Here is a 13115-nt window from a genome sequence, read left to right as displayed (position 1 = left end):
GCAAAAAAATCGTGCCGTCAATTATGTTGGTAGGATCGGCAGTTCGATGAATTGCCATATTGCTTTGTGCTCGCTCATGGCTGAAGACCGGCGCGAGCGGGAGAATGACGATGGCCACCAAACGCGTGCCTTCAATCCAGATAGCCAGCAATGCCACCATCGCCGATCTTGTCGGTGGCCTGGACAAGCCGGTCGAATATGTCAGGCGCGTGCTTGAAAGGCTTGAGCGATGCAAGCGCGCCTTTGGCAATGCGCAGGTGCGGATCGCCGTGCTCAGTCGCTCCGAATGTCCGAACTATCTGATCGAATACGTCCGGGAGGACCCCAAGACGCTTCAGCGGACAACCCATCAGGACGCGGCATATAGCGGCAGCACCCATCGTGAGCTCGGAACGCATCACATAGACGCAGCCGGGATGTGGTCGCCGGAAGAAATGAACATCACGGCGGTCTCGGCGCTGATCGGCCGCTTGCGTAACCCGAATGCGCCATCATCGCGCTTTTCCGACGAGGACTGATACATGGCCATAAAATTCGCCCCCAAGGACCAGCCCGCAGGGTCGCCCGCTGCCGCCAAACCAGCCAAGCCTCCGCAGAAGGCGCCTGTCGAGGTTGCGACCGATCTGTTCAAGACGCCGGCCGAAGCACCGACGCGCAAGACCAAGAAGAAGTAGTAGCCTTGCCGCAAGACCTCGGTCGCACCACCTCCGGCCCTGCGCTGCTTGACCCGGCCGCTCAAGCCGGTTCGTCTCCGGATGTTGACCCTGCCGTCTTCGATTGCCAGAGCTGCGGCGCTTGTTGTGCTTATGCGGCGGATTGGCCGCGCTTTTCGACCGAGGACGACGCCGAGCTCGAGCGTATCCCCGAAGCGCTGGTCGCCGCCGACCTGTCCGGCATCCGCTTCGAAAACGGCCGCTGCGCCGCGCTTCGCGGCGAAGTCGGCAAAGCGACTGCTTGCGGCATCTACGACGCGCGCCCGCATGTCTGCCACGCCTGCATGCCGGGCGACCCCGAGTGCCTGATGGCAAGGGCGGCGCACGGGCTGGCGGTGCGCTAGTTTTCCTCGCCTCCGCAAGGCGGGGGAGAGGTGGCCGCGCAGCGATCGGAGAGGGGGCCGCGACGCTAGCGGGTTTCCTCTGATTGCTTTCCAGAGGCGGCGCCGTTCCCCTCTCCGTCTCGGCTTCGCCGAGCCACCTCGCCCCATTTTATGGGGCGAGGAAAGCGCCGGCTTGCCGCCGCCCCAGCCTCCCGGTACCTTCCCGCCGGGCAGGGCTGCGGAGGAAATCCATGAGCATCGAATTTCTACTGACGTCGCTGATTATCGTCGCTTCGCCCGGCACCGGCGTCCTCTACACGCTGAGCGCCGGCCTTTCGCGTGGCGCGCGCGCCTCGATCGTCGCGGCTTTCGCCTGCACGCTGGGCATCATCCCGCACATGGCGGCCGCCATCACCGGCCTCGCCGCGGTGCTGCACACCAGCGCCGTCGCCTTCGAGACGCTGAAATATCTCGGCGTCGCCTATCTGCTCTACATGGCCTGGAACACGTTGAAGGAAAAAGGCGGTCTCAGCATCGACGAGAACGCCGCACCGCGCTCTACCGCCAGGACCATCACCACCGGCATTCTGGTCAACGTGCTGAACCCGAAGCTGTCGATCTTCTTCTTCGCCTTCCTGCCGCAATTCGTCAGCACCACCGAGCCGCACGCCTTTGCCAGGATGCTGGAGCTCTCCGGTGTCTTCATGCTGATGACCTTCGTCGTCTTCGCCATCTACGGCGTGTTCGCGGCATCGGTGCGCAGCCATATCGTGTCGCGGCCGAAAGTGCTGACCTGGATGCGCCGCAGCTTCGCCGCCGCCTTCGTCATGCTTGGTGCGAAGTTGGCGTTGGCGGATCGCTAGCTCTCCGATCCGGTTTCGGAAGCCTCGTCGCTTCCGGAGCCGGCCGCAGCCCGAACCCCGAGCCGCCAGGCCGAAGGCGGTACGCCGATCATCTTCTTGAAGGCGCGGCTGAACGCCGCCTCGGATTCATAGCCGATGTCCGCCGCGATGCTGGCGACGTTGCTGTTGCCGGCGCTGAGCAGCTCCGAAGCGATCTGCATGCGCCATTTGGCGAGATAGTGCATCGGCGGCATTCCGACGATTCTGGTGAAGCGCTCCGCAAGCACCGTGCGCGACAATGCCGACTCCTTAGCCAGCGCCTCCACTGTCCAATTATGCGCCGGCCGGTCGTGGACCAGCGCCAGCGCCTTGCTCAGATGCGGATCGCGCAGGCCAGCGAGCCAGCCGGTCTGCTGCGGCGGCAGCGATTCCACATAGCGGCGCAGCACGTCGACGAACATCAATTCGCTGAGCTTGGTCAGCACCGTCTCGCTGCCGGCCCGCTTCTCGGCCACTTCCGAGACCGCAAGCCTGATGAACTGGCCGAGCCAGCCGCCATTGCCTTTGACGTCGCCGGCCTTGATGACCGGCGGCAGCGTTTCGAGCAGCGGATTGAAGGGCAGGGCATGGCAGGCGAGATAGCCGCAGACCAGCCGGGCCGACAGCGATCCGTCCTTGACGTAGTTAATGGGGAATGGCTGTTGGCTTGCGGCCGCGATCTCCAGCACATCCGCCGTCGGCGGTTCGGCCCTGAGGTCGGGCGTGCTCGACATGATATGCGGATCGCTATGGGTGAAGACCACGACCTCGCCGGCCTCCATCGGGATCGCTTCCTGGCCGACAATGCGGGCAAAGCAGCGGCCCGCCGTCAGCACGTGGTAGGAAATAAGGTGATCCGCGCCCGGCAGTATCCTCGGTAATATCGATGAAGGCGCCGGCGAGCGGATGGCCCACGGGTCCTGGGCCTCGATGTCGAAAAAGGTCGCGCCGGTGAGGCGCACCGTTTTCAAAAGGTCAGACAGAGCATCCCCGGCCATTCCACCCCTATCCCGCTAGAGCAATTCCAGGAAAAGTGTGAGCGGTTGAGTTCGGCGCCTTCGCCGTAACCTCCCGTCCGGAATTGCGTCAAAACAAGAAGATAGAGCGGTTCGCCGTATCGGTGAAACGCTCTAGCTGCGCGGCAATCCGGCGCGATATCCCTTTCCAGTTCCGGACGCGCTGTCAAGTAAGGCGGACGCCCCGTCATTCCGTTCATTGCCGGAAGCTTTAAACCCGCCGGCACTGTGCGGTGCCGTCTAAGACGGGCGCCGAGCACGGTCGAACCAAACCTGGATATAAGGATCAACAGTCATGACGGTACATAAGGGCGGGTGTTTTTGCGGCGCCGTGGAAATCGAAGTCCACGGAAACGCGGAGGCGATGGGCTACTGCCATTGCAGTTCCTGCCGTTCGTGGTCGGCGTCTCCCGTGAACGCCTTCACGCTGTGGAAGCCCGGGAACGTCAAGGTCACCAAGGGCGCGGAGTTTCTATCCGGCTTCAAGAAGTCCGAGATGAGCGACCGCCAGTTCTGCACCAAGTGCGGCGGGCATCTGATGACCGATCATCCGCCGCTCGGGCTGGTCGACGTCTATGCGGCCACCATACCGACGGTGGAATTCACGCCGGGGGTCCACGTCAACTACGCCGAGACGGTCCTGCCGATGAAGGATGGGCTGCCGAAGCTGAAGGATTTTCCGGCCGAGCTTGGCGGCTCCGGCATCGCCGTCCCGGAATAGGCCCGGACCATGGCCGACGATTTCAAGCAACCGCAATTCAGGACGGGAGAACAGCAATGGATATCGCGACGTTTCGCGCCACGCAGGAGCCGATCAAGGATCTTTATCGCAAGGACGCGCGGGCCGCGCTTCTTACCTTGAAGGCTAAGGGCAGCGCCGACGATACCAGGGTGACCTGCAAGGTCGAGACCGGACGCGGGCTTGCGCTTGCCGGCATCCATCCGAAGGCCGGCGGCAGCGGCCAGGAGCTCTGTTCCGGCGACATGCTGCTGGAGGCGCTGATTGCCTGCGCCGGCGTCTCGATGCGGGCGGCCGCGGCCGTGCTCGAGATTCCCATCAAGTCGGCGGAAATCTCCGCCGAGGGCGATGTCGATCTTCGCGGCACGCTTGGGGTCACCGAAGGCGTGCCGGTCGGCTTCAAGGAAATCCGCCTGCGCTTCGACATCGAGTCGGATGTCGAGCAGAGCCGGCTGACACAGCTGCTCGAGCTCACGGACCGGTACTGCGTGATCTTCCAGACCATCCAGCGCAGCCCGAAGATCTTCGTGAAACTCAACAGGGTGGTCTCGTAGGCCTGGACTTTGCCCGGAATCCAATCCTGGCGGGGGCGGATTCCGGGCTGGGCCTGAGCGCGGTTTTTCGCGCCAGGCCTATCCTTTCACATAGCCCATCGCCTCGACGATTTTGCCGTCCGCCACGCGCATCAGGTTGACGCCACGCAGCGAGCTGCCGTCGGACTTCCAGAAGCGCCAGCGGATCGTCGCCCGGTCGCCGGCCACATATGTCTCTTCGAGGTCGAAGCGCGTGCCGGGTGCGGTGGCGATCGCCGACCACAATTCGACGCAAGCCGCCTTGCCGGTACGGCGGGCGCCGTCCGGCGCCGGCGTGGTGTTCTCGATCACGCAGTCCTGCGCCACCAGTTCGTCCAGTGCGGAAGGGTCGTGACGCTGGAAGACGTCGTTGTAGCGCCGCATGATTTCCGCTGTCCCGGCGGAGCGATTGGCCATCGCGATGTCGATGATCAATTCCTGGCTCATTGGGTTTTCTCCTGTCGTTTCACTGAGCTGCGAGGCTCGCCTTGAGCGTGATGGTTGCGACACCGGCCAGCGCCCGCGAGACGAGGCAGGTCGCCTTGGCCTTTTGCGCCAGCCGCTCGAAATCCTCTGCCGAGATGCCGACGACGCGGGCCTGCGTTTCGAGCTCGATGCGGGTGAGCGTCGGTCCCGCCGTGGTGGCGCCGAGATGCACCTTGGCGATCGTATGGATGCTCTCGGCCATATGGCCTTCGGCACCGAATATGGCGGTGAGCGCCATCGAGAAGCAGCCGGCATGCGCGGCCGCGATCAGTTCTTCCGGATTGGTGCCCGGGCCGTTCTCGAAGCGGGACGGGAAGGAATAGGCGCCTTCGAACACGCCGCTGCCCAGTCGCAGCCGGCCGGAACCTTCCTTGAGCGTGCCTTGCCATTGGGCCGAGGCTTCACGGATTGTCATGGCTTATCTCCTCTCTGTTTGCGGAAAGTACGGTGGTCACGCGCCGTCGATGACGACCTTGCCGAAGACGTCGCCCTGCTCGAAATAGCGGTACGCCTCGCGCGTCTTGGCGAAGGGGAAGACCTTGTCGATGACCGGTTTCAGCCTGTGCGTGGCAACGGCGGCAAGCATTGCCTCAAGCCCGCCGCGGCTGCCGACGAACAGGCGGCCGATGGTGACCAGGCTGCACTGGTAGACGGCGCCCTGGATCTCGATCGACTTGCCGTTCTTGTCCTGAACAGTGAGCAGCACGATGCGCCCGTAAAGCGCGCTGGCGATCAGCGATTGCGGGAAGGTCGCCGGACCGCCGGTCTCGACGACCAGATCGATCCCGCCTGTCGCTTCGCGGAGGTTCATGCCCCATTCCGGCGTTTCGGCCGAAGCGACGACGAGGTCGGCGCCGAGCGCCCGCAACCTGTCGGCCTTTTCGGCGCGCGAGGTGACGGCGGCCACGCGGCAGCCCATGAGCTTGGCGAACTGCAGGGCAAACAGCGCGACACCGCCTGAGCCGATCACCAGAACCCATTGTCCGGGCTTTGGAATCTCGGCGCCAGTCAGCGCGCTCCAGGCGGTCAGCCCGGCGCAGGTGAAGGTCGCGGCCTCCTGCCAGGAAAGATGGTCGGGCAGCCGTACCGCCCATTGCTCGTCGAGCAGCGCGTATTCCGACAGCATGCCGTCCAGCGTGCAGCCGAGCTGGTCGATGATGCCTGGATGCATGCGGCCGTCGATCCAGCGCGCGAAATAGCTGCCGGTCACGCGGTCGCCGACGGCAAAGCGGGTCACGTCGTCGCCAACCGCCACCACTTCGCCGGCGCCGTCGCTCAGCGGCACGGTGCCCGTGCGGGGTGCCAGCGGATAAGTGCCGTTGAGGATCATCGTGTCGCGGCGATTGAGCGAGGTGGCGCGCACCCGCACCAGGATCTGGTTTGCTCCCGGCTCGGGCATTGGCACCTCGCGGGCCACCAGCTTCCCAATGTCGCCGAATTCCTCAAGCCGATAGCTCTGCATCGTTGCCTCCAAAATATGTAGACCGATTTACATATTATGTAGACCGATTGTCATATTATGGGCAAGCCCTATAATGCGTACTGCTGACAAAGGTTGACATTCGAGAGGTCGACGTGGCGACGGACACACGCACCCGCATGATCGAGGCGACGGCGCTGCTAATCCGGCAGCGCGGCTATCACGGCACGTCGCTGAACGACATCTTGAGCGCCAGCGGCGCGCCGCGCGGCTCGCTCTATTTCCATTTTCCGGGCGGCAAGGACCAGCTTGTCATCGAGGTGACGCGCGCCAGCGTCGCCGACGTGACCGAGCGGCTGGGCGCCGCGCTGTCGGAGGAAAGCGATCCCGCCGTTGCCGTCCACCACATCTACCAGTCGGTGGCCCGCATGCTGGAGGAGAACGAGTTCTCGCTCGGCTGCCCGGTGGCGCCGGTCGTGCTCGACGCGCCGAACGATGTGCCGGACCTTGTTGAAATCTGCCGCTCGGCCTTCGAGCAGTGGATCGGACTGCTGCGTCAGGCATTCGTCAGGGCAGGGGTGCCGGAGCGGCGCGCGCAGGCGCTGGCGCTGCTGGTCGAATCTTCGCTGGAAGGCCTGATGGTGATCGCCCGCGCCACCCGCGACCGTACCCCGGTCTCGACCGTTGCCGATGAGGTGGCCGCGCTGGTCGAGCAAGCGGTGCTTGCGGGCAAGGTGGCGCAGCAGGCCGACGCTACCGCCTGAGGCAAAGGGCTTTGCCGGCTCCGAAAATATCGGCTTAACTTGCCGTACCTTGCCGCAACGGGCGGCAGGCGAAGTGGCTTCGGGAGCATGCTTTGGGGCGCAAACAGTCGGATCAGGCGGTTCGCGGACCGCAATTCGCCAGGAATCTCGACTGGAACCTGCTGAAATTCTTCCATGAGATCGCCGACGCCCGCTCGGTGACCAAGGCGGCGCAGGAGCTGAACCGCAAGCAGCCGGCGCTGAGCCTCGCGTTGCGGCGCCTCGAGGAAAGGCTTGGCGTCACGCTCTGCCATCGCGGCCCGACCGGCTTCGAGCTGACGGAGGAGGGCCGCATCCTTGCCGAGCGCTGCCGGGAATTCGCCGGCGCGATCCGTGAAATCCCGGCGAAGCTCTCGGACGTCAAGTCCGAGATACGTGGACATTTGCGGGTGATGCTGGTCTCCAACCTCGTCGCGCCGGCGCTCGATGAGGCGATCGCCGCCTTCCATGCCAAATACCCGGCCGTCGAGCTGATCGTTGAAGTCGCGGCCTGGACCGAAGTGGTCAACTCGCTCATCCAGCACCGGATCGACGTCGGCATCTCGCCTTCGCGGGTGAAGCGCGCCGAGCTCGCCTACCTCCACCTCTTCACCGAGATCCACCGGCCCTATTGCGGGAGGCCGCACAGGCTCTTTGGCGGGAGCGTTGCCGATCCCGGCGATCTGGCGAGGGAAGCCTTCGTGCTGACCGGCGCCGACGAGGGCGACGAGCTCACCCAGTTCCGGCTCGAGCATGGCTTCGGCCGCAACATCGCCGGCATGTCCGATCATCTCGAGGAGGCCAAGCGGCTGGCGATCCTCGGCGTCGGCCTCTGCTTCCTGCCGGAAGGCTATGCGCAAACCGATGTCGAGGCCGGGCGGCTGTGGCCGCTGATCGCCGGCGCCGACGTGCCTCGCAACGACATCTTCATCGTCACCGATCCGCAAAGCCCGGCCCACATCGCGCGTGACCTTTTCATTGCGGAAATTGTCGAGCAGACGCAGGCGGACGGAGGAAGTGCATTGATCTGATTAATGCTTAACGTTCGATCTTTGGGCGTTGAAGGGAGGAAGTCTGGGTTTCATGGTCAAGCATGGCGACATTGCATCGGTTCCGTTGATGCTGCCGTAAGGCGAAGACGGGCCGGCATGTCGACCAGGGGAACACCTCGCAAAGGGGATACTGAGATGACCTTGCAAACACCGACTTCGTCCAGGCAGCCGTTGCCGGGCGAGGCGCAGCCGGCGATTGCCGACAGCGTCGAGACCATCCTGTCCGTCACCGAGGCGGACATTGCCGACTATACCGAATCCGTCGTGCCGCAGGCAAAGCGGCGTTCCAACTTCCGCATGCTGGCGCAGTTCCTGTCGATGCAGGCGGTGTTCGGCACCGTGCTGGTCGGCTATGGCGCGCGCTTCCAGGGGCTGACGCTTTCCGAACTGACTGTGGCGATGCTGATCGCCGCGGCCGTCATGAGCCTTTATTGCATCGGCTCGGCCAATGCTGGCGCCGCCACCGGCCAGACCCATTCGGTGATGGCGCGCAGCATCTTCGGCACCATCGGCAGCGGCCTCGTCTCGCTGCTCCTGGTGGTCAACGGCATGGCCTTCTACCTGTTCACGGTGAAGTTCATCATCGACATCGCCGGCGGGCTGATGACGGTGCCGGCGGTCGGCGCCATCACCGCGCTGCTGGCGATCGTGATGATCGTCAACACCTATTTCGGCTTCGAGGGCGTGCAGCGCTTCGCCCAGTTCGTCGCAGTGCCGGTCATCCTGGTCTGGGGCATCTTCGCCACCATCCTCGCCTTCACCACCGTCTCGCATGATGTGCTGGCGGCAGTGCCGCATGTCGACAGCAAGACCGCCATGATCATGGTCATCGGCTCGATGGTCGGCCTGTCCACCTGGGGTAACGAGCCGGACTTCTTCCGCTACGCCAAGGCCGGCCGCGCCTCCTGGTGGAACATCCCGACCATCGTCATTTCCTATCTGGTCGGCGCGCTGCTCTTCCCGGTCATGGGCTACATGATCGCGGCGCTCTCCAACCAGCCCGATTTCGGCCCGAGCATCAGCTACTTCGTCAACTTCACCATGTTCGGCAGCGCGTTGCTCGGCATCGCCGTCATCGTCATCAACCAGTGGGCGGTGCAGGACGGCAACCTCTATATCGCCGTCAACGGCGCGCAGAACGTTCTCTCCGGCATTCGCGGCTGGAAGCGCCAGTATACCGTCGTCGGCCTCGGCCTCATCGCGGCCGTGCTCACCTTCTACCTGCCCAACCTGCAGGATACGTTCAACCTTGTCACCAGCATCGGCTCGACCACGGTGCCGGTCGCCAGCACGATCATGGCGATCGACCTTTTCCTGCTGCCCTGGCTGTTCGGCATCAAGCGGCCGATGTACCGCGTCGCCAACTGGAGCGAGCTCGGCATCGCCAACTGGCCGGGCGTCATAGCTCTGGCCGCCGGCACGGTGGTCGGCGTCTACACCGCGGGCCTCATCCCGGCGGTCAACAGCGACTATATCGGCTTCCCGGCTCTCCAGGCCTGGCTGACCGGCGCGGTCGTCTACCTGATCGGCGTGACGCTGGTCCACAAGCGGGCCGACGTGAAGGCTCTGCTCGGCTTCGCCCGTATCTGACGCGCAATCTGTCCGGAGGCTGCAGCCAGCCTCCGGACAGGATCCCAGCTCCAGTTCCGTCGCGGCAGGCCGCACGGGGAGGAATTGCCATGACATCCCTCGATCTCCTCATCCGCGCTCCGCGCGCCATCCTGCCGGAAGGCGAGCGCGCCGTGTCGGTTGGCGTCGTCGGCGGCAAGATCGTCCGTGTCGCCGCGCTCGACGCTCCCGCCAACGCCCGTGAAACCGTCACGCTCGATGCCGACACGGTGCTGCTGCCCGGCCTGGTCGACAGCCACGTCCATATTTGCGAACCCGGCAACACCGGATGGGAAGGCTTTCTGACCGCGACCCGCGCGGCCGCGGCCGGCGGCATCACCACGCTGGTCGACATGCCGCTGGACAGCGTGCCGACCACCGTGACGCTCGAGGCATTTGCCGCCAAGCGCGAAGCCGCCGACGGCCAGTGCCATGTCGATGTGGGCTTCTGGGGCGGCGCCATCCCGTCGAACCTCGACGACCTGCCGAAGCTGCATGCCGCCGGCGTGCTCGGCTTCAAGTCCTTCCTCTGCGATACCGGCACGGACGATTTTCCGGGCATCGCGCCCGGGCATATGCGCAAGGTGATGGATGTCGTCGCCGGCCTCGGCTCGCTCTTCATCGTCCACGCCGAGAGCGCCGACGCGATGGCCGCGATGCCGGAGGTCCACACCCGCCATTATGCCGACTACCTCGCCTCGCGCCCCAAAGGCATCGAGAACCTGGCGATCGCCGAGGTGATCGAGGCGGCCCGCGCCAGCGGCGCCCGCGCGCATATCCTTCATCTCTCCAGCGCCGACGCGCTGCCGATGATCGCTTCGGCAATCGCCGACGGCGTGCGGCTCAGCGTCGAGACCTGCCCGCACTATCTTGCGCTTTGCGCGGAGGAGATCGGCGAGGGCGAGACCGCCGCCAAGGTCGGCCCGCCGGTGCGCGAAGCCGTCAACCGTGAACGGCTCTGGGACGGCGTCGGGGAGGGCACGATCGGCATGATCGTCTCGGACCATTCGCCCTGCAGGCCTGAGATGAAGGAGCTGGCCTCCGGCGATTTCGGCGCCGCCTGGGGCGGCATCTCCTCGCTGCAGCTCGGCCTGCCGGTGACCTGGAGCGAGGCGCGCAAGCGCGGCCATTCGCTGGCCGACGTCGTTCGCTGGATGGCCGAGCGTCCCGCCGCGCTCGCCGGCCTTGCGCACAAGGGCCGCATCGCGATCGGTTGCGACGCCGATTTCACACTGTTTTCACCCGATGCCGAATTCGTCGTCGACGCGGCCAGCCTCCACCACCGCCATCCGATCACCCCCTATGCCGGCAGGACGCTGAGCGGCGTGGTGCAGGAAACCTTCCTGCGCGGCCAGCGCATCGACCTCTTCGGCCGCCCGATGGGCGAACTGATCGCCGGAAAAGCGCAGGCCGGAGAAACAAGCCGGACGCAAGAATTGAAAAGGAGTGCCTGAGATGAAGATCCTGGTCGTCAACGTCAACACCAGCCAGTCGATGTCCGATGTCATCGACGCGGCCGCCAAGACCGCCGCATCCCCCGGTACCGACATCGTCACGCTGACGCCCTTCTTCGGACCCGAAGCGGTGGACTGCAATTTCGAGAGCTACATTTCGGCCGTCGCCGTCATGGACCGCGTGCTGGCCTATGACGAACCCTTCGATGCCGTGGTCATGGCCGGCTTCGGCGAGCATGGCCGCGACGGGCTGCAGGAACTGATCGAGCAGCCGGTCATCGAGATCTGCGAGGCCTCCGCCCATATGGCGATGATGATCGGCCGCAGCTATTCGGTCGTCACCACCTTGCAGCGCTCGGTGCCGCCGATCGAGGACCGGCTGCGGCTCTCCGGCCTTGCCGACCGCTGCGCCTCGGTGCGCGCCAACGGCATGACCACGCTGGAGGTCGATCAGGATCCCGCCGGCGCCATGCGCTCCATCGTCGAGGAAGCGCGCAAGGCGGTCGAGCAGGATCATGCCGAAGTGATCTGTCTCGGCTGCGCCGGCATGGCCGGCCTGGAGGAAGCGATCACATCCGAGCTTGGCGTGCCCGTCATCGACGGCGTGGCCGCCGCGGTGCGGCTCGCCGAGGCGGTCGTCGGCCTCGGGCTCAAGACTAGCAAGGTCTCGACCTACGCGAAGCCGGATGCAAAGCGCATCGACGGCTGGCCGCTGTCGGAGGCGCTGGGGCTGAGGCCGCGTCCGGCGGGCTTGGCGCTGCGCGCGGGAGGCCGGCGATGAACATGATCGAGAAGGGCCCGGCGCATGACGCTTACGCCATGCCCGAGCTGAAGGAGGATTTCGCCGCCGAGGTCGATCTTGCCTCGCGTTGGCTGGGTGGCAGCGTGCTGGCCGCGAGCGACGAATCCTTCGGCGACAAGGAGAGCCTGCTCACGCCGACGCCCTCGGCTTTCGTCCCGGGCAATTACGGACCGCGCGGCGAGATCGTCGACGGCTGGGAGACGAAGCGGCGGCGCGAGCCCGGGCACGATTGGGCGTTGGTGCGGCTGGGTGCGGCCGGCATCATCACCGGCATCGATGTCGATACGTCCTTTTTCACTGGCAATTTCCCGACCACGTGCCGCATCGAGGCCTGCGGTGTCGAAGGCTATCCCGGCCCTAAGGCTCTGCAGTCGGCCGAGACCGAATGGATCGAGATCGTGCAGCGTTCGCCGCTCAAGGGCGACGCGCACAACCGCTTCGAGGTTTCCGATCGCCGACGTTTCACGCATATCCGCCTCTCGGCTTTTCCCGACGGCGGCATCGCCAGGCTGCGCGTCTATGGCCATGTCGTGCCGGACCCGCGGGTCTTCGACGGGCTTACCATCGACCTCGCCAGCCAGGACCATGGCGGCCAGGTGGTGACCAGCAGCGACGGCTTCTACACCTCGGCCGCAATGCTCAACCGTCCCGACAAGGCGCGCAACATGGGCGACGGCTGGGAAACCCGGCGCCGCCGCGACGGCGGCAACGACCACGCCATCATCAGCCTTGCGCTGCCGGGCCATGTCAGGCTGGTCGAGATCGACACCGCGCATTTCAAATACAACGCCTCGGCCGAAGTCGCGCTCTCCGGCGCGGGGGAGGCGACGCCCGGCGACGATGGCTGGGCGCCGCTGCTGTCGCGCCGGCCGCTGCAGCCGGACACACGCCATGTTTTTCGCGTGGCGCGAACGAGCGAGCCGGTTTCTTGCGTCAGGCTCGATGCCTATCCCGATGGCGGTATCTCGCGGGTGAGATTGTGGGGCAAGGTCGACCCCGCCGCGCGTCTCGCCGCTGGTTATCGCTGGTTCAACGCGCTGCCGACAGGGCAGGCCAGGCAGGTGCTTGCGGAGCAGGGTGTTTCGGCCGAGATCGCCGAACGCCTGATCGCGGCGCGACCGCTGGCGGAAGAGTCTATCGCATCCTTCGCCGGTCTTGGGTTAACGGGCGTGAAAGCGGTGCTCGAAGGATCGGGCGATGAGAACTGACGGGAAGATCTTGCTTGCATTGAAGATGCTGCGGCGGCTCGTTTTCGCAGCTATGCAAT

The 13115-nt window shown here is 65.2% G+C and carries 16 protein-coding genes; 12 read left to right on the top strand and 4 right to left on the bottom strand.

What is annotated here, in order from left to right:
• Positions 1-110: 110 nt before the first annotated feature.
• The 4 genes from LB572_RS04685 to LB572_RS04670 all read left to right on the top strand — a co-directional run bounded on the left by LB572_RS04685 (position 111) and on the right by LB572_RS04670 (position 1899).
• Positions 111-518 carry a hypothetical protein gene (locus tag LB572_RS04685; protein ID WP_140801152.1) on the top strand — a complete coding sequence of 136 codons (408 nt, stop codon included), beginning with the start codon at positions 111-113 and terminating at the stop codon, positions 516-518.
• Positions 519-521: 3 nt separating this feature from the next.
• Positions 522-674 (top strand): hypothetical protein, encoded by a 153-nt coding sequence (locus tag LB572_RS04680; protein WP_181179021.1) that lies wholly within the window; start codon positions 522-524, stop codon positions 672-674.
• A gap of 44 nt (positions 675-718) precedes the next feature.
• Positions 719-1057 (top strand): YkgJ family cysteine cluster protein, encoded by a 339-nt coding sequence (locus tag LB572_RS04675; protein ID WP_140801322.1) that lies wholly within the window; start codon positions 719-721, stop codon positions 1055-1057.
• 230 nt (positions 1058-1287) lie between these two features.
• Positions 1288-1899, top strand: a complete 612-nt coding sequence (locus LB572_RS04670; protein WP_140801153.1) for a LysE family translocator — start codon at positions 1288-1290, stop codon at positions 1897-1899.
• Here the strand turns inward: LB572_RS04670 and LB572_RS04665 are convergent.
• A complete protein-coding gene (locus LB572_RS04665) occupies positions 1896-2915 on the bottom strand; it encodes an AraC family transcriptional regulator (RefSeq protein WP_224666899.1) in 1020 nt (339 codons plus the stop codon). The genes LB572_RS04670 and LB572_RS04665 overlap by 4 nt on opposite strands.
• 313 nt (positions 2916-3228) lie before the next feature.
• Between LB572_RS04665 and LB572_RS04660 the strand changes: the two genes are divergently transcribed.
• Together LB572_RS04660 and LB572_RS04655 are read left to right on the top strand one after the other, a co-directional pair.
• Entirely contained in the window at positions 3229-3654 is a 426-nt protein-coding gene (locus LB572_RS04660) for a GFA family protein (RefSeq protein WP_224666898.1), read from the top strand.
• Between the two features lie 56 nt (positions 3655-3710).
• A complete protein-coding gene (locus tag LB572_RS04655; RefSeq protein ID WP_224666897.1) occupies positions 3711-4226 on the top strand; it encodes an OsmC family protein in 516 nt (171 codons plus the stop codon).
• A 78-nt stretch (positions 4227-4304) separates the two neighbouring features.
• Here LB572_RS04655 and LB572_RS04650 read toward each other — a convergent pair whose 3' ends face one another.
• Genes LB572_RS04650 through LB572_RS04640 form a run of 3 tightly spaced genes read right to left on the bottom strand, consistent with a single transcriptional unit; the run spans position 4305 to position 6192 of the window.
• Complete coding sequence (locus LB572_RS04650; protein WP_224666896.1) at positions 4305-4691, bottom strand: nuclear transport factor 2 family protein; 387 nt, start codon at positions 4689-4691, stop codon at positions 4305-4307.
• Between the two features lie 19 nt (positions 4692-4710).
• A complete protein-coding gene (locus tag LB572_RS04645) occupies positions 4711-5145 on the bottom strand; it encodes an OsmC family protein (RefSeq protein ID WP_224666895.1) in 435 nt (144 codons plus the stop codon).
• Between the two features lie 36 nt (positions 5146-5181).
• A complete protein-coding gene (locus LB572_RS04640) occupies positions 5182-6192 on the bottom strand; it encodes a zinc-dependent alcohol dehydrogenase family protein (protein WP_224666894.1) in 1011 nt (336 codons plus the stop codon).
• 113 nt (positions 6193-6305) lie between these two features.
• Here LB572_RS04640 and LB572_RS04635 point away from each other — a divergent pair, with 113 nt between their 5' ends.
• The 6 genes from LB572_RS04635 (at position 6306) to alc (ending at position 13056) form a co-directional block, all read left to right on the top strand.
• Positions 6306-6914 carry a TetR/AcrR family transcriptional regulator gene (locus tag LB572_RS04635; protein WP_140801160.1) on the top strand — a complete coding sequence of 203 codons (609 nt, stop codon included), beginning with the start codon at positions 6306-6308 and terminating at the stop codon, positions 6912-6914.
• A 92-nt stretch (positions 6915-7006) separates the two neighbouring features.
• Positions 7007-7963, top strand: coding sequence for a LysR family transcriptional regulator (locus LB572_RS04630; RefSeq protein WP_224666893.1), 957 nt, complete (start codon positions 7007-7009; stop codon positions 7961-7963).
• A gap of 156 nt (positions 7964-8119) precedes the next feature.
• Positions 8120-9574 carry a hypothetical protein gene (locus tag LB572_RS04625; RefSeq protein WP_140801162.1) on the top strand — a complete coding sequence of 485 codons (1455 nt, stop codon included), beginning with the start codon at positions 8120-8122 and terminating at the stop codon, positions 9572-9574.
• 89 nt (positions 9575-9663) lie between these two features.
• Positions 9664-11046, top strand: coding sequence for an allantoinase AllB (gene allB / locus LB572_RS04620; protein WP_224666892.1), 1383 nt, complete (start codon positions 9664-9666; stop codon positions 11044-11046).
• Position 11047: 1 nt separating this feature from the next.
• Positions 11048-11827: an aspartate/glutamate racemase family protein gene (locus tag LB572_RS04615; protein ID WP_224666891.1), complete on the top strand. Its 780-nt coding sequence runs from the start codon at positions 11048-11050 to the stop codon at positions 11825-11827.
• Complete coding sequence (gene alc / locus LB572_RS04610) at positions 11824-13056, top strand: allantoicase (protein WP_224666890.1); 1233 nt, start codon at positions 11824-11826, stop codon at positions 13054-13056. Before LB572_RS04615 ends, alc begins: the two co-directional genes overlap by 4 nt.
• Positions 13057-13115: the final 59 nt, after the last annotated feature.

The organism is Mesorhizobium sp. BH1-1-5 (genome assembly GCF_020165615.1).
Taxonomy (GTDB): Bacteria; Pseudomonadota; Alphaproteobacteria; order Rhizobiales; family Rhizobiaceae; genus Mesorhizobium.
The sequence above is the reverse complement of the archived record's forward strand: the minus strand, read 5'-3'. Positions and strand labels throughout refer to the sequence as shown.